Below are 16,993 nucleotides of genomic sequence, written 5' to 3' on the forward strand. Positions count from 1 at the left end.
CGCTGTGCTAATGCTTTTTTATTGCGCCTATACATTTTTTTCTTGTTGAATAAATTTCTCGTTCTCGCCTATAATAATGGGAACGAATGTTCGTATTTTGTTCGGGGGTGCCTAATGAAAAGGGAACGGGTGATTTTCTTGGCGGATTGCCAGTCGTTCTATGCATCGGTTGAGAAGGCCGCTCATCCAGAATATCGCGATAAACCGGTAGCTGTTGGCGATCCTGCTCGCCGGAGCGGAATTATACTGGCCGCTTGCCCGCTGGCAAAGGAGAGAGGGGTTACGACGGCGGAACGGGTGGGTGAGGCTTTGGCAAAGTGCCCTGACCTTGTTGTTATTAGGCCGCGGATGCAGACCTACATTTCCGTTTCGCTGCTGATTTCAGAGATTTATGAATCAATTACGGACCTCGTAGAGCCCTATAGCATCGACGAGCAATTTTTGGACGTGACGGGATCGATTGCAGCTTATGGGTCAATAGAGGAGATCGTGCGGCAAATCCAAACGCGGGTTAAATTAGCGACGGGAATATGGTCCAGGGTGGGTATCGGGCCGACAAAGATACTCGCAAAAATGGCTACGGATAACTTTGCAAAAAAGAACCCGGACGGCTTGTATCGGTTGGATGATCATAACATGTCCGACTTATGGGACTTGCCGGTAAACAAAATGTTTATGGTTGCGGGCCGCATGACAACTCATTTTTTGCGGATGGGATTGGCGACGATCGGAGACATTGCCCGCCTTGATCTTGGCGATTTTAAGCGCAGGATGCGCCGAGAGATGGGCAAACAAAGCGATATTCAGGCCGAGTATTATTGGCAGACTGCCAGGGGGATTGATCCGAGCCCGGTCGTTAGGGGTATGCGGCATCAAATCAAGGTTATCAACTGCGGCCGCGCCCTTAAGTGGGGCATGTATAGAGCGTTTGAGGACATAGAACCGATTATGCTGGAGTTGGTGATCGAGGTATGCCGGCGTGCCCGCCGAAAAGGTTACATGGGGCGAGTTATTGCTGTCGGAGCTGCGGAGACAGACGGGGACAGGTCGTCGGGATTTGGCAGGCAGATGACGCTGCGTAATCCCAGCTATTTGCCGCATGAGGTAGGGGCGGCCGTACAAAAGCTTTTTCTGGAGCATTGGCAGGGTCTGCCGTTAACGCATCTCCATATATCACTGACGGACCTGACCAACGATGATGTATACCAGCTCGATCTATTTGACGACCGCGAGCGTCATATCCGACGCGAACAGGCTGTCGATGAAATAAAGGAGCGGTTTGGATCGGCAGCCATCATTAGGGCGTCCTCGCTGCTCGAGACGGGGCAGGCTCGGGAGCGGGCCGTGCAGATTGGAGGACATTGGGCATGACAAAACTGGATGCCAATAATCGATGGGGGTCAAAGATGGCTCTACCAGAACATATTGAGCAGTACGAAGCCCGAGACGACAAAAAGGCTACACGCCCTACAACTGAAGAGTTGACCATGATTCGCGATTACGTCCTGCTGCCCCATATGCTGACGATGGTCCAGCGGAGCATCGACGATATTAAAAATTCGACCAACATACTAAAGCGTCTGTACCTTCTATCGGCCGAGGTTGTTATGACCAAGATCACCAAGGACCTGTATGACCTGCGGCGTGAGCTCACCCGCAGGAGTATTAAAATACACGGCGACGAGCAGGTCGATATGGTTGTTTATTATCGTTATGTTTGCCGTGGCTATGAGGAACGTATTGGGATCGTCAGGGAGGTCATTAGGTCCGAAATAAGCATAAGGCTTGCCAAATATATATCAGATGTGGTCAATAAAATAAAAGCGTAGCAACCATGCAAATAAATTAAAAAGGGAAGCCCCACCCAGCTTAGCCTAAGCTGGGTGGGGCTTCCCACAGTTTACCCACAGAAACCCTGTAAAACATCGAAAAACATTGAATAACGATGAATACCCTTAAACCCCGAGAAACTTGACATTATAAGGTATTGCACAACTTTGAATACCTTTGTTACATAATCACAAAAAAACATAAATTTTTTCAATAAAGTTACGTAGAGTCGGCTAAAGCACCTCTGTTATAGTGTAAATGTAACAACGCCTGTAAGTGGATGGAAGGGGAAGCGCTTTAGTTCAGGCAAAAAGGATCCTGTACATTAGGGGAGGAAGGTCAGATGAGAAAAAGGAAAACGATAACCGTTTTATGCTTAATTGCTGCAATTGCGGTGGTGACGGGATGCGGGGGAACCAAGCCTGGAGCCGCTGGCGAACCGGACAAATCCGCAGACGCTCCCAAAAAGCCGGTCATCAATACGACTCCGGCGACGCTGAAGATTTATTTGTCCAACAGCTCGCTGAGCGATCAGGATGTAAAGACGCTTATCGAGGAACCGGTGAAGAAGCTGTATCCGCATATCAGCATTGAAACGGTCAAAAACGGGAAAGGCGCGACGATCGAAGAATTGGTCGCCTCGGGCCAGACGCCGGATATTTTTTATACGAACATCGCCGATATCGGCAAATACAAAAGGCTTGGCCTGCTTGGTGATATTACCCCGTTGTTGAAGCCGAATGGGGTGGATTTTAACCGTTTCGACGCACAGATGCTTGCCGGCGCTTCGTCGGAGCAGGGGGAAGTATACGGATTGCCTTTTTTTGCGCACTTTAATGCCAATTACTACAACAAAGCGATCTTCGACAAGTTCGGCGTTTCTTATCCGCAGGACGGCATGACCTGGGAGGATACGATCGAACTGGCGAAGAAAGTGTCCCGCGTAGACGCCGGGGTTACGTATAGAGGGCTGGATTTCGATACGATCGCCCGACTGGCCATGCCTCTGGCAATAACGCTCGTCGATGCGAAGACGAACAAGGCATCGGTGAATTCGGACGGATGGCGGACCGTGTTTACGCTGGCCAAAGAAATATGGAGCATCCCGAACAACAAGCCGGATAAGCTGAACTCCTTCCAAGCGCGGAATTGGTTCATGCAAGATCAAACGATAGCGATGCTGCCTTATAACAACCTGTTGAATATCGGTCTGGAAGAGGCGTCGAAAAACGGTTTGAACTGGGATTTGGTGCAATATCCGAGCTACAAAGGGAAGCCGAACCTGTATGCGTTCGTCGATGCGCAAATTTTCTCTATTTCCCAAACGAGTAAATATAAAGAACAGGCGGCGCAACTGCTGAGCGTCGTAACCTCGGATGAGGTGCAGCTGTTGAGCGCGCGGAAGACGGCCCGCTTCTCCTCGTTGAAAAACCCTGCCATGCGAGATGCACTCGGAGCGGATATGCCGTTCCTGCAAGGGAAAAACTTAAAGTCGATTTTCAAAAGCACAGCGCCGGCGGCTCCCGCCTTCTCGCCATACGATTCTTCGGACGTACGAAATATTTCGTTCAAAAGCTTTGAGGACTATATGAAAGGCAAAGATCTGAACACCGCCTTGAGAGAAGCGGAAGAAAAAATCAATCAATGGATCGAGACGAACAAGATGAAGTAAGAGGCAGGAGGCTGGAACGTCAAGTGCATTCGCTGTATATGAAAGCGCTATCTTGAATGTGGGAAAGGAGCTTTCGCAATGAATCAGCTGTGCAGGAACGTACGAGAGAGGCAGTACGCACGCCGGATGAGCTTGATCCTGATCATTTGCCTGTTGTTGCAAACGTTTGGCGTTTTTACCGCGGCGGCGGAGGAAGGCGGTGAGGGACTCTCCTCCTCGGAAGTCACCATCTCCTTCGACGAGTATTCGAATATTTCCGAAGCGAACCTGGCGCTCGGCGGCGGATCGTCCATGCTTAGTCTGGATTCCGCCGTATACCGCGGCGACACCGGGAAAAGCGTCAAAATTAGCGGACGAACGCAGCTCTATAACCGGGTAAAACTGCCGAACGCTTTTGACGGCCTCGATATGCAGGCGGGCAAACATTACAACATTTCCATGTGGGCCAAAGTCGGCGCGAGCAGCAGCGTGACGAACGGATATTTCTTCTTGTCCGTTGTTAGCTACCCGGGTACTCGCGGTCCGTCGGACCCGCCTTATTATTCCGATCCGGCGAACTATAAATTTTTGGTCGGCCAGGACGGATGGACGAAGATTACGCTTCCGTACATGGCGACCGGCAGCACGGTGTATGGGATTGCTATCGAGCAGATCGCTTCCGGTAGCTGGACCGAGACGGTGCCGGTATTCCATATTGACGATGTGGAAATCGCGGAGGTGCCGCCTCCGACCTCGAAGCGCATTACCTTCGATAACGCCTCCAGCTGGCAGCAGGCGAATGTTGGAGTCGGCGGCGGACAGCCTACCTGGGGGATGTCTCTCGACAATACGGTCGTGCACGACGTATATGGCGGCAAAAGCCTTCATGTCGCCGGTCGGACGGAGCTATACAACCGGATCAAATTAGGCGATGCGTTTACCGGGCTTGATCTTACCCCCGGAACTCAATACGACCTGTCCGTGTATGCGAAAGTGGGCTCGGCCAGTTCCGTCAAGGCCGGTTACTTCTTTATTTCCGTCATCGATATCGACGGCGCTTTGAGCGGCAGCATGTCTTATTTCAACGACCGGGCGAACCACCGGACACTGGTCACCGATCAGGATTGGGTCCGAATTACGCTGCCTTACACGGTCGGAGTCGATCCGCTGTACGGAATCGCCGTCGAGCAAATGTCGCTGCCCGGATACGCCGGAGTTGTCGGCGACGTATACTTTGACGATGTCGAGCTGGTCAAAACCGGGGTTACGACGGAAATCCCGCCGTCCCGCCTACCGCCCAAAGAAATGCAGATCGTCGTGGACGGCAAGCCGGTCGTTTATCTGAGCGCCAAGCCCGAGGTCAAAGACGAAGTCCCGTTCCTGCAATGGTCCAAAACGCTCGCCGTCTTGCGGGCGGATGTAAGCTGGAATGAGCTGACGAAAACGGCGACCGCCGTGAAAAATGGCAGAACGAGCGTCATTACAGCCGGGGAATCGGCCGCTCTAGTGAACGGTTCGTCGGTCACGCTGGAAGCTCCGCCTTATTTGAAGGACGGACTGCTGATGGTGCCGGCGTCGTTCGTAGCGGATGCACTGGAAGGGACGGTTTCGTGGGAGTCGGGAACCAAAACGGTGACGATTGTGTCCAAGAAGGTGAATGTCATCGAAGTCGACACGAGCGAGGTCCGGCAAGAAATATGGGGATTCGGCGCAACGGCCAACGGCCCGGTTTACGATTTGAAAAACGCCGACACACCGACCCAGGAGTTGCTGCTCGATAAAATGTTCGGTATGGAGGAGGGCGAGGCCGGTCTCTCGATCGTCAGACTAGAGATAAACCCGTTTACGAAGGACGATCCCGACCCGGGAAATGCGCAGCAGGCGACGATCCTGCCCGCGTCGGGTGTCTGGGATTTCGATACGGATCAGCATCAGAGATGGTTCGCGGATGAAGCGGTCAGCCGTTATCCGGACATGCGGTTCGCCGGATCGGTGTGGAGTCCACCGGCATGGATGAAAGACAACGGGTCCGCTGTTCGCGGAGGTCATCTGAAGCCGGAGCACTATGACGACTTTGCCGAGTATTTGTTGACTTGGGCCAAAAAGTATAAGGAAGATTACGGCTACGACGTACGCTGGCTCAGCATCCAGAACGAGCCCGAAGCCTTGATGGACTACGCCTCTGCCATTTACACGGGGCAGGAGATGGGCAGCGTAGTGTCCGCCGTATACAACGCTTTCAAGACGGATGGCATCGATGTGGGGCTAGGCGCTCCCGAAGGCGGACATTTGGGCTCGTCGCTCAAACTATTGAATCAGATGGGTCCCGCTGCGGTACAAAAGCTGGATTATATCGGTACACATTTCTATACTTGGAATACGTATGACGCGTACAATTACGATTTGCGTTCCTTCAACAAACCGTTGTTCATGATGGAATACAGCATGCCGAGCCCGAACGATTCCATGATGAACGGGGGACTTGAGGTCGCGGGCCAGATCAATGCGGCAATGGAGCAAGGCTACAGCTCCTATCTGTATTGGCTGTTCGTCACCAAACCTGCCGCGCCGACTTCCGTCGCCTTGCGGGAAGGACTGGTCAACCTGATGCTGGACGGCACGTACGTGATCAACAAGAGGCTGTATACGATGGGACAGTTCAGCCGGTTCATTCGTCCGGGGGATTATAACGTGAAGGCGGAAAGCGGCAACAGCTATGTGACGGTAACGGCGGCCAAAAACGCGACAACAGGCAAAGCGGTACTCGTTGCGGCGAACAGCTCCGCGGAGCCGGTAACGGTGACGATTAGCGGGATGACCGGATCGGCCGTTCAGGTATACCGGACAAGCGACATGGAAAATATCGCTTCGATCGGAAGCAGCGCGACAGGCGGAGGCAGCTTTACCTACACGCTTGCGGCGAAAAGCGTGACCACTTTCGTGGAATAGGTGTAAAGGCGACATAGACTTACGAGAAGAAGAGATTGCCGAATATGCGGCAGTCTCTTTGTTTTGTAATAAGGGCAACTGGATAGGCGGCTGGCGAGGGTCGGGCGGGAAAGCGGAAGTGAAAGTTCCGCTAAGACAGCGGGAACGGAAGCAGAAGTTCCGCTATCGCTGGCGGAACGCTGCTGAAGGGGCGATAACGGAAGCGAAAGTTCCGTTAAGGCCGCCGCTAGCCTGGTTGGAGCCAGACAAACAGAGCAATAAAGGAAGTGCGACTTCCGCTATGTGGGTCTAGTAGGGGCGCGAGGTGGCGAAAACGGAACAGGCGGTTCCGCTAAGACAGCGGGAACGGAAGCGGAAGTTCCACTATCGCTGGCGGAACGGCGCTGACGGGAGGAAGAGGGAGCGGAACTCCCACTAACTGCCGTCGCTCCTGGACGTTTTTCCTACTTCAGGACATAACGCTTGCGAAACTCCATTGGCGTAAACCCGCTTTTTTCTTTAAACACTTTGTCAAAATAATTGATATTGCAAAACCCGCAAAGTTCGGCGATCTCCGAGATGGAGCGTTCCTCGTCGAGCAGCAGGCGTTTGGCATGATCGATCCGCAATTGGACTAAATATTGCACGGGCGGCAAGCCAAATACTTTTTTGAATAAACTGGAGAAATAATAGAGGCTCATATTCACCTTTTTGCAAACCGATTCCATATAAACTTTCTCGGCAAGATGCTCCTCCATGTAGTCGATAGCCGGCTTCAGCCGCATGTACTGGTTGGCATACCGGTGGGGAGCGCTGCTGTCCAGCTCTTGCTGGTATAACCGCATCATGGGGACGAAAATCCGGAACAGGCACGAGAGAATGGCATATTCGTAGCCGACCTGCTCGCTCGTGAACTCCTGGTAAGCCTTCTCCATTTCGACATTCAGATCGTTCCATAACGGGTCCGTATGCCGGTAACGTTTAGACACCTTATTCGAACGGAGGAACAAAGACAGGAAATGCCGCATTTCCGGATTTTCCAACGAATACATCAGCGCCTTGTCAAACACCATTCCCTTGATAACGCCGTTTAGCCCGGGGACGCAAGTGACGGAATGAACCTGACAGCTGTTGATAAAATAAATGTCGCCGGCTTCGGCCGTAAAGCTATGCTGGTCGATCTGCACCAGCACCGGACCTTGCACGATTTTGATCAGCTCGAAATGTTCGTGCCAATGTGAAGCGACGAGAACGGAGCGGTCCCGTTGTATGCTCATTTTGAATGGAAAGCGCTTTCCTTCGAATGTTTCGATTTTTTTGTTGGCTGCAGGAAGAATGGGATGACCTCCTCTGTCGCGCGAGATCAAAGCTCATTCCTATTATAGCAAACCGTTCGCCCGTATGGGGATATGATAGCGATAATATAACTCGCCTACGGCTGCGGGACGGCTTTAGGTTGCCGATCTTTCCGCTCTGTGGTTCAACCAGTCGTCAAGCGTCGCCACTCTATCCGGAAACTGTCGGCTTCGCGCCAGAAACCCCGCCCCGTGCTGCGGCATCGGGTCCTGATCGGTGGGTTGGCAGCGCAGGTCGACACTCCAGCGGACATGATCCGATTCGTTCGGCGTCGACATATGCAGCAGACGGTCGTTAAACAGAATGGCTGTTCCTGCCTTTACGGGCAGTACGACCGTTTCCCCTTTGCCAAGCTGCTTCTCGTGCAGCGCCGTATAGCCGGTTCCGGTAACGGTTTCGCGATGCCACTCGAGCAGACGCTTCTTGTGCGTCCCGGGCCGCAGGTGGAGGCAGCCGTTTTCCAGAGTCGCGTCGACGAGCGAGATCCACACCGTAATGACCGGGTTCGCATTCGCATCCGGCCAGTACGATTTGTCCTGATGCCACGGCACCGCACCGGCGGCTACCTTCGGCACTTTCGGGCGTACGTTGTAGACCGGGTTGCAGAAAATTTCGCCGCCGATGAGCGATTCAACCGCATCCAGCACCTTCGGATTGCTAAGCAGTTCGTAATATCCCGGCTTGCGCGGCCTCCAGCTGCGGCCGAAGCTCAGAAACTCTTTCTCCGACAAGTCGCGAAACAGCCCGGCGAGTCTATACTTAAACGGCAGACGTTCCAGCTTGTCTTCGATCAATCCGTTCGTGTACAAACGATCGGCGATTTCCGCAACATATTCGGACATCGATGCGATGACCGGCCGCATATCCTCGTCCGTAAGCAGACCGGGTATAACCAAATATCCTTCGAGATCATACCGCTCCAGCTGCTCCTGCGACAAGCTGCCGGCAAGATGATTGTGAAACATGGGATTGCCTCCTTTGTCACAGAAGGAACCGGACGCGTGACCGTCGAAGATCGTTCTTACCGTGTGCGGAAAGGAACGCTGCTGTTCGTTGCGCCGGGACGGCCTCATGCGTTTTACAGCTCGGAGGAAGAGCCGCTGCGCTCGCTCAACGTGTATTTCGATTTGTGGCCTACCGCGGCGGGCGGAGAGGCACCGCCTCCGATTCACCGGTTTTGCTTTGCTGCGGAGCCGTACCAGGCGGAGCTGCAAACGGCGACACCGCCTTGCGCGGAGCTGGAGCTTTTGCCCGAATGCTCCTTCCTCGGCTCGTATCCGCAGTTGCCTGAACTGCTTGAGCCTATTGTACAAATCTACGATTTATCCGGCCGTTACCGGAACGAAACCGTCGGTTCGCTGCTCAAAGGCAGGCTGCTATACTGGTATGATTTGACCGTCGCAAAACCGGCAGCCGACTATCGCATCGTTGCGATTATGGAGCAGATGGAGCTGCACCCGGAGAAGCGGATCGATATCGATGCCTGGTGCGAGAAGTGCCGTCTGGGGAAATCGTACTTTCACATGCTGTTCAAAAAAGAAACCGGCCTGTCGCCGCAGCAGTATTTGCTGAAAATGCGGATGAAAAAGGCGCTCGTCCGGCTTCAGGAAAGCAATCTGACGGTAACGGCTGCGGCGGAATCGCTCGGGTATTCGTCGATTCATTATTTTTCGAGGCAGTTCGCCGCCTTTTACGGAACGCCTCCTTCCGAAGTCATGCGCCGATAAGCGAAGGGAAGCGCGGGGGAAAGAGTCCAATAAATTAGGGTAGGGGTCGCTAATGGTACAAGGTGTTATTTTTGATTTTGATGGAGTGATTCTGGATACGGAAACGATGGAATACAAAATCATGAATGAAATATTTGCAGAAAACGGGGCTCACCTTCCCATTCACTTATGGGAACAAAGAATCGGCGGAAACAAGAATAACTTTGATCCCTATGCGTATTTGCTGCGTTCTTCGGAAACCGCTTTTTCAAAGGCTGAATTGAAAGCCTATAAAAAGAAGAAGGTTGAAGAGCAGCTAGGCATGCTTCAAATCATGCCGGGAGTTGAAAAACTACTGGAAGAGGCAAGTGCGAAAAAAATTGCGATCGGTTTGGCGTCCAGTTCACCCCGGAAAAGAGTCGTAGAATTATTAAGCAGATATGGCCTATTGCGATATTTCGAGTACATGGCAACCGCGGAAGATGTGCTTCATGTGAAGCCATACCCGGATTTGTACCTGCATGTCTTAGCTTTAATGAATCTGAATCCCGGTGATGTTTTTGCTATCGAGGACTCGCCCGCAGGAGCGAAAGCCGCGAAATCGGCCGGTTTATTTTGTGTCGTTGTTCCGAACGAAGTTACTAAACCATTAACCTTTGAACCGGTAAATCTGAAACTAAACTCGTTATTGGAGCTAGACCTGGCAAAAATGTAAAAACTGAATCTTTGCAAACAGCAGAATCTTGAACTTGAAGAAAAGCGGTACAATCATTTGGCGCTCGTGTCTCAACTTTCGTTCGAAGGTCCTATTCAGCATTGATCTACTTCAATATGCTCGATCCCTAGTAAATTGATGGTCAGAGGAAAAATCGATCTTCCGGACTATTTCATTTTTCCTGAGACGGTCTCTATCTAAATAGGGGGAATTAGTCAGGTCTTGCCTAGTTTGCACCGTCTTTCCAAAATCGTTTATAGTAATTAGGAGAACGATTGTTCTATAGTAGAAGGCAAAGAAGCAGGAGGCGGATGGGATGTCGGAAGTGAAACTGGCAATCGATTACGATCAATATGAGGAAGGCGTTCAGATGGCGGAGCTGCTGGAGAAGCTCGCCGCTTCGCCGGAAGCCGCAGAGCTGACCAGCTTGGTGATCGGCGACTGGGGAGGCTCGTACGAAAACGATTCGGCACCGATTGTGGAGAAGCTCGTCGCCCTGAAGGACCGATTCCCGAAGCTCCGCAAGCTGTTTATCGGCGACATGGACTATGAGGAATGCGAAGTTTCCTGGATTATGCAAAGCAATATCGCTCCGGTGCTCGCGGCGTATCCCGAACTGCGGTCGCTCACGATCAAAGGCAGCAGCGGTCTGTCTCTGGAGCCGGCCGTTCACGCCAAGCTGGAGGAACTGGTCATCATATGCGGAGGGCTGGGCAAGCAGGTGCTGGCAAGCATCCGCGGCGGTTCGCTGCCCAAGCTGAACAAGCTGGAGCTGTACCTGGGCGTGGACAATTACGGCTTCGACGGGGGGCTGGAGGACGTTCTGCCGCTCATCGAGCCGGGGCTGTTTCCCGAGCTTACCTATCTGGGTTTGAAGGACAGCGAAATTCAGGACGAGATTGCCATCGCGCTTGCCGATGCGCCGATCCTGGACCAGCTGCATACATTGGATTTGTCGCTTGGAACGTTATCGGACAAGGGAGCCGAAGCGCTGCTCGCCAGCGAGAAGGTGCGCAAGCTGAAGTCTCTTGATCTGAACTACCATTTTATGTCGGACGATATGATGAACCGTTGGAAGCAGTCCGGCGTGAATGTAGACATTAACGATCAGCAGGACGGAGACGATGAGGACTACCGGTATCCGTCGCTTACCGAATAAGGATGGAACGTTTGATCGTAATCGGAAATCCGGGCAACCGGCGCACGACGGGACTGCAGCAGGCGAGGACGGCCCTCGGGCTGCCTCCTGCGCATGTCGTTTCCTATCTGGATTTGCTGCAAGGCCGTTCGCTTGAGGAGCTGGCCGAGCCCAGGCGGGGGCGCGACGGCAGTGACAGCGGCAGCGGCGTACCGCTGCTCCGGCTCGATGCGCCGGGCGAGCTTTTTGCCGTGGAGCGGGAATTGATCGCATTAGGAGCCCCGGACCGGGCGGGCGACAGCGTTAGCGATCGGCTGCTGCCTTACGGTCATCTGCCCGATCCGGAACCGTGGTCTGCCAGAACGGCGCTAGCGGCGGAGGAGCAAAAGGGAAGGCTGTATCATCCGTCCCAATGGTTTCGCGGTTTCGGCCGGCTGCTTGCCCGTCTGGACAAGGAAGCCGCCGGGCTTTGGCCGGGTGTCAAATGGCAAAATGCGCCGAGGGACATCATCCAAATGTTCGATAAACGGCAGACGTCTCGCGTGCTAAAAGAGGCGGGGGTAGCCGTTCCGCGGCTGCTCGCCCCTCCCGAGAGCCTTCCGGATTACGAGTCGCTGCGCGAGACGATGCTCCGTCTTCGCATGCATCGCGTATTCATTAAGCTGGCTGCGGGTTCCGGGGCTTGCGGGGTGATCGCCTATCAGCTCAATCCGACGACGGGTGCGGAGCAAGCGGTGACGACGATTGGGGTGGAGCGGTTTAGAACCAGACCGCCGATGTTTTATAATTCGATGAAGCTTCGCAGGTATACGGAGAACAAGGATATTCGCTTGATCGTGGGCTGGCTGCTTCGCCACGGGGCGCATGTCGAGCAGTGGATCGCCAAGGCCGCTTACGGCGAACGCGCTTTTGATATTCGCCAGCTTGTGGTGGCGGGGGAAGCCTGCCATCGCATTGCCCGGGTCAGCCGGACGCCGATTACGAACCTGCATTTGCGCAGCGAGCGAATGGATGTCCGCGAGCTTGGACTGACGGACGAAACGATCGCCGGCATGGAGGCTTGCGCGGTAAAAGCGGCCGCCGCTTTTCCAGCCTCGGCGGTAGCCGGCATCGACGTTGTCGTCGCCCGCGGCTCTTTGCGCGCTTACGCGGTGGACGTTAATCCGTTCGGAGATTTGCTTTACCGCGTCCTTTACAATGGACTTGATACGTATACATGGGAAATGAAGCGGCTTTCCGAGCTGCAGCTGGACGCTTGTCTCGGACAAGACGGCCCGTAGACAGGCTAAACGGAGAAAGGGGGAACCGGCGTGCCGGATATGAACGCCATTGTCGGAACCCACGACATCTTGATGATTACGCTCGATACCCTCCGGTATGATGCGGCGGTGCTGGAAGAAGCGAATTGCCCAAATTTGTGCGGAAGCGGGTTTTGGGAGAAACGCCATACGCCCGGCAGCTTTACATATGCGGCGCATCATGCGTTTTTCGGCGGATTTCTGCCCACCCCGGCCACAACCGATAAGGCCAGCCATGTCAGGCTGTTTCATTCGAAGGATACGGGGCTGAAGACGCATCCCCACACGTGGCTGTTCGACGCGCCGGATCTCGTATCCGCTCTGGCGGCGGAAGGCTACCGGACGATTTGTATCGGAGGGGTTATTTTTTTCAGCAAAAAAGTGCCGCTGGCCCGCGTGCTGCCCGGTTATTTCCAGCAAAGCTACTGGCGCATGACGTTCGGCGTGACCAACCCGCGGTCGACGGAACATCAGGTCAATCACGCGCTGAAGCTGCTTGGGCAGACGGGGATGGACGAACGTTTGTTTTTGTTTCTGAACGTATCGGCCATTCACGGACCGAATCACTATTACGTGGAAGGCGCGAAGAAGGACTCGGTCGATACGCAGCGCGCGGCTCTCCGCTATGTGGATGGGGAGCTCGGCCGTTTGTTCGCCGCGCTGCGCGAGAGGGAACGGCCGGTATTTTGCCTCGTTTTCTCCGATCACGGGACTTGTTACGGCGAGGATGGCTACGAAGGCCACCGGCTTGCGCACGAAGCGGTATGGACGGTGCCCTACCGCGAATTTGTTTTGTAGGTTCCGAAGGAAAGGAAGTGAACGTATATGAATCGGCCTCTAGTCTCAACACCATCCGACGCAGGCAGCTGGAGCGAAAGTTTGCGTTTCGATCCTTATCGCGCTTATTTGTACAGCTACCCGCACAAAACGGCGTACCGCCGGTTCGAAACGCCGCTCCCTATTGCGGACTTGTGGCGGGACGAGCCGCAGGAGACGCGGTTTTTGTATATGCATATTCCTTTCTGCGGTGCGCGCTGCGGCTTCTGCAATCTGTTCACGCTGCCGGACAAACGCAGCGACGTCCATGTCGAATATGTAGACGCACTGGAAAGACAAGCCCGGGGGTGGGCTCCCCATGTAAGCGGCAAGCCGTTCGCTCGTTTCGCTGTCGGCGGCGGCACTCCGACGCTGCTCGAACCGAAGCAGCTGGAGAGGCTGTTCGATATTGCCGAGCACACGATGGGGCTGGATGTCCGTCAGGCCTCAATCTCGGTCGAAACGTCTCCGGAGACGGTGACCGCCGATCGGCTGGACGTGTTGAAGCGGCGGCATGTGGACCGCGTCAGCATGGGCATCCAAAGCTTCATCGAAGCGGAGGCAGCCGCCATTTACCGGCCGCAAAAGCCCGATGAGGTAGAACGTGCGCTGACGCTGCTGAAGCGCGATCCGTTCCCGGTGCTCAACCTCGATCTCATCTATGGCCTGCCGGGGCAAACGGTGCAATCGTGGCTGTACTCGTTGGAACGTGCTCTGACGTACGAGCCGGAGGAAATTTTTCTGTACCCGCTCTATACGCGCGAACAGACGATTCTGAAGCCGGAGCAGATCCAGGCAAGCGGGGCGGATATCCGGCTGGACTGTTACGTGGCGGCACGGGACCGACTGCTGGCGGAAGGCTACGAACAGCATTCGATGCGCCGGTTCTCCAGGCCCGAGGCCGCGACGGCCAAAACGCTGCTGCCCTACGGCTGTCAGGAGGAAGGAATGGTCGGTTTGGGCTGCGGAGCGCGCTCTTATACGCGCCGGGTCCATTACGCATCCCGCTATGCGGTCAGCCGGGCGGCGACGGCCGGCATCCTGGCCGACTATGTGGCGGCAGTAAGCCATGATACGGCGGACTACGGTTACGTGCTGAACGAGGACGAGCAGCGCAGAAGATTTGTCGTGAAGGCGATTTTGCACAGCGAAGGGCTAACGCTTGCCGAATATGCAGAACGATTCCCGGGACGGGAAGCGATCCGAGATGTTCCGGAGCTGGGGCTGCTGCTGGATAGCGGACTTGCGTTAGACGAACAAGGAACGATCCGGCTTACGTCCGAAGGGATGGCCTATTCCGATGCGATCGGAGAGGGTCTCATTTCGCCGCAAGTGCGGGAGCTTATGGAAGGATATGAGTTTGCATGAACGCCACCGTTTATTTTCGCGGCAGTCTCTCGTCGTGCAATTACGATTGTCCGTATTGTCCGTTCAGCAAAACGAAAGACAGCAGCGCCACGCTCGCCGCCGATCGCCAGCAGGTTCGGACATTCGTCGATTGGGCAAGCCGGCAGGGCGCCGAAGGCCACCGGCTGGAGATTTTTTTCAATCCGTACGGAGAAGGCCTTGTGCACCGCTGGTACCGGGAAGCGATGGTCGAGCTGTCGCATATGGAGCATATCGACAAGGTGGCGATCCAGACGAATCTGTCGGTCAAGCTGGATTGGACGAGCGAGCTCGAACCGAGCAGGGCGGCATTCTGGGCTACGTATCATCCCGGTCAAACCGGGGAGGAGGCCTTCGTCCGGCAATGTTTGACGCTGTACCGCCGGGGAGTGCCGTTTAGCGTAGGCTCGGTCGGGGTCAAAAGCGCTTTTGACGCCCTGGCCTCCATGCGCAGAACGCTGCCCGTGGACGTCTACATGTGGGTGAACGCCTTCAAAGACAAGCGCGACTACTACTCGGATGCGGATCTTGACTTCTTGCGCGGCATCGACCCGCATTTTGGCTTAAACGCCGCCGATTACGACAGCCGCGGCCGGGAATGCCGGACCGGCTACGACGTGTTTTACGTCCAGGGTGCAGGCACGGTCAAACGCTGCTACAAGGACCGCAGCGTGATCGGGCATTTGTACCGCGACGGCTTGGATGGCTTGTCGAAAGCGAGAGCTTGCCGGATGAACGACTGCGATTGTTATATCGGCTACATCCATATGCCCGAGCTGGGGCTGGAACGCGTTTACGGAAACCGGAAGCTGGAGCGCATTGCAAGTTCTAACGCGTAAAGGTATGACTGACTTATAGTGCGGGTCGTGCACGCGCAAAATGAAACAACCTAAGCCGCAGATGAACGTTCGTTCGTCTACGGCTTTTTTGCGTGCCACAGCCGTACTCGATCACCCAATGTGCAATATATATCAAATCAAGAAGAGGAAATGGCAATCAAAATCAAATCTTGGCTACCAGGTTGTGCTACATTAAACGTGTGGCCAGTTGATCTATATTGCCCATCCGCTGGAGCCGATGAATACGAGTTGGAGGGATAATCGATGAGTCATCCACGACAGCATTTCCCCTTTGCCACTTACGAGTACAAGAGAAGCGATCCTTGCGTCACTCCCCACGACTGTACCCAATACCATTTCTATTACATACATAGCGGCCAATGCGACTATGACCAAGGAGAGCATTCGGTCCGGTGGGGCCGGGGCGATATGATTATTACGAACGGTATTACGCCTTACAATCCGAAGGAGGAGCCGGGGTGGGATTGCGTGCAGACCCGGTTTTCATTCGATCCTCAGCTCGCTTCCGTGTTCGATCCTTACTTCTGTACGGATTCTCCGCTCAAGCCGTTTATTGAGCTGCGTAATCACCGCATCCGGCTTAGCGAGGAGCAGATTGCGGATTGCGAGAACATTTTACAGCGCATCAACCATTTCTATGAGGAAGAGGAAAAAGCGTTTTATAACCGTTTCCTGATGGCCTTCTACGATTTGCTGATGTTTATCAGCAATTTGAGCAGGGAGGCGATGGAGAACAGTCCGAGAATATCGGCGGAGAAAGAGCGCAATGTGCAGAAGATGATCGCCTTTATTGAAAATTATTATATGGAAGACGTCACGCTGGAGCAGATGGAAGCCGAGCTTCATATGAGCAAATATTATTTGACGAGAATGTTCCGGGAGATGACCGGCATGACCATCTTCGATTATTTGCGCCATAGACGAATCAAGCAGGCCAAGCTGCTGTTTTATTACCGGAAGGACAGCACGGTTACGGATGTATGCTACCAGGTTGGCTATAATAATTTGGCCCATTTCAGCCGGGTGTTCAAAAAGCAGGTCGGCATGTCCCCGGATCAGTATCGCCGCGAGCAAAGCGCCTTGTCATGAGCGCCGTGGCGACCGGTGAGCCGGGCAGTAAGGAGACGGTCACGATACAAGAGAGCAACATAAGGCAAATAAGCGTTGAAAACGATGCAAGATCCATCATACCGGGGAGAAGCTGCTATGGTACGCTAGAGTTGTGGTTTAGCCCACGGAATATAGTTCCGCCAGTTGAATAGAAGGGGGCGTGCCCTACTTTTTAACCGAAGATGGAGGATTGCAATTA

Annotated in this window: 14 protein-coding genes; 12 read left to right on the forward strand and 2 right to left on the reverse strand. The window is 54.1% G+C overall.

The features are described from left to right. The first annotated feature begins 114 nt into the window (after nucleotides 1-114). The 4 genes from D7M11_RS25615 to D7M11_RS25630 all read left to right on the forward strand — a co-directional run bounded on the left by D7M11_RS25615 (nucleotide 115) and on the right by D7M11_RS25630 (nucleotide 6,430). Nucleotides 115-1,371 (forward strand): DNA polymerase IV, encoded by a 1,257-nt coding sequence (locus D7M11_RS25615; protein WP_120750116.1) that lies wholly within the window; start codon nucleotides 115-117, stop codon nucleotides 1,369-1,371. Further along, the gene (locus tag D7M11_RS25620) at nucleotides 1,368-1,829 is read left to right on the forward strand and encodes a YhjD family protein (protein ID WP_120750117.1); all 462 of its coding nucleotides are present in this window, start codon (nucleotides 1,368-1,370) and stop codon (nucleotides 1,827-1,829) included. Before D7M11_RS25615 ends, D7M11_RS25620 begins: the two co-directional genes overlap by 4 nt. Before the next feature lie 344 nt (nucleotides 1,830-2,173). Continuing rightward, a complete protein-coding gene (locus tag D7M11_RS25625) occupies nucleotides 2,174-3,502 on the forward strand; it encodes an ABC transporter substrate-binding protein (protein ID WP_120750118.1) in 1,329 nt (442 codons plus the stop codon). A gap of 78 nt (nucleotides 3,503-3,580) precedes the next feature. Next, the gene (locus D7M11_RS25630; protein ID WP_120750119.1) at nucleotides 3,581-6,430 is read left to right on the forward strand and encodes a stalk domain-containing protein; all 2,850 of its coding nucleotides are present in this window, start codon (nucleotides 3,581-3,583) and stop codon (nucleotides 6,428-6,430) included. A gap of 443 nt (nucleotides 6,431-6,873) precedes the next feature. Here the strand turns inward: D7M11_RS25630 and D7M11_RS25635 are convergent, their stop codons facing one another. Beyond that, nucleotides 6,874-7,686 (reverse strand): AraC family transcriptional regulator, encoded by an 813-nt coding sequence (locus D7M11_RS25635; protein ID WP_147433496.1) that lies wholly within the window; start codon nucleotides 7,684-7,686, stop codon nucleotides 6,874-6,876. 174 nt (nucleotides 7,687-7,860) lie between these two features. After that, the gene (locus D7M11_RS36190) at nucleotides 7,861-8,730 is read right to left on the reverse strand and encodes a phytanoyl-CoA dioxygenase family protein (protein ID WP_158606832.1); all 870 of its coding nucleotides are present in this window, start codon (nucleotides 8,728-8,730) and stop codon (nucleotides 7,861-7,863) included. On the opposite strand from D7M11_RS36190, the gene D7M11_RS36195 reads away from it, so the two are divergent. The 8 genes from D7M11_RS36195 to D7M11_RS25675 all read left to right on the forward strand — a co-directional run bounded on the left by D7M11_RS36195 (nucleotide 8,716) and on the right by D7M11_RS25675 (nucleotide 16,773). Further along, the gene (locus tag D7M11_RS36195; RefSeq protein WP_147433498.1) at nucleotides 8,716-9,492 is read left to right on the forward strand and encodes a helix-turn-helix transcriptional regulator; all 777 of its coding nucleotides are present in this window, start codon (nucleotides 8,716-8,718) and stop codon (nucleotides 9,490-9,492) included. The two genes, D7M11_RS36190 and D7M11_RS36195, sit on opposite strands and share 15 nt — an antisense overlap. A gap of 52 nt (nucleotides 9,493-9,544) precedes the next feature. Beyond that, nucleotides 9,545-10,186 (forward strand): HAD family hydrolase, encoded by a 642-nt coding sequence (locus tag D7M11_RS25645; RefSeq protein WP_120750122.1) that lies wholly within the window; start codon nucleotides 9,545-9,547, stop codon nucleotides 10,184-10,186. A 316-nt stretch (nucleotides 10,187-10,502) separates the two neighbouring features. After that, nucleotides 10,503-11,345 (forward strand): STM4015 family protein, encoded by an 843-nt coding sequence (locus D7M11_RS25650; protein ID WP_120750123.1) that lies wholly within the window; start codon nucleotides 10,503-10,505, stop codon nucleotides 11,343-11,345. A 2-nt stretch (nucleotides 11,346-11,347) separates the two neighbouring features. Continuing rightward, complete coding sequence (locus D7M11_RS25655) at nucleotides 11,348-12,604, forward strand: STM4014 family protein (RefSeq protein WP_120750124.1); 1,257 nt, start codon at nucleotides 11,348-11,350, stop codon at nucleotides 12,602-12,604. A 30-nt stretch (nucleotides 12,605-12,634) separates the two neighbouring features. Next, entirely contained in the window at nucleotides 12,635-13,420 is a 786-nt protein-coding gene (locus D7M11_RS25660; protein ID WP_120750125.1) for an STM4013/SEN3800 family hydrolase, read from the forward strand. Between the two features lie 27 nt (nucleotides 13,421-13,447). Then, nucleotides 13,448-14,806 (forward strand): STM4012 family radical SAM protein, encoded by a 1,359-nt coding sequence (locus tag D7M11_RS25665; RefSeq protein ID WP_120750126.1) that lies wholly within the window; start codon nucleotides 13,448-13,450, stop codon nucleotides 14,804-14,806. Then, on the forward strand, nucleotides 14,803-15,663 hold the full coding sequence (locus D7M11_RS25670; protein ID WP_120750127.1) for an STM4011 family radical SAM protein: 861 nt from the start codon (nucleotides 14,803-14,805) through the stop codon (nucleotides 15,661-15,663). The genes D7M11_RS25665 and D7M11_RS25670 overlap by 4 nt, the downstream gene beginning before the upstream one ends. Nucleotides 15,664-15,927: 264 nt before the next feature. Then, nucleotides 15,928-16,773, forward strand: coding sequence for a helix-turn-helix transcriptional regulator (locus D7M11_RS25675; protein WP_120750128.1), 846 nt, complete (start codon nucleotides 15,928-15,930; stop codon nucleotides 16,771-16,773). Nucleotides 16,774-16,993: the final 220 nt, after the last annotated feature.

This window comes from Paenibacillus ginsengarvi, from assembly GCF_003626695.1.
GTDB classification, from domain to species: Bacteria; Bacillota; Bacilli; order Paenibacillales; family NBRC-103111; genus Paenibacillus_AB; species Paenibacillus_AB ginsengarvi.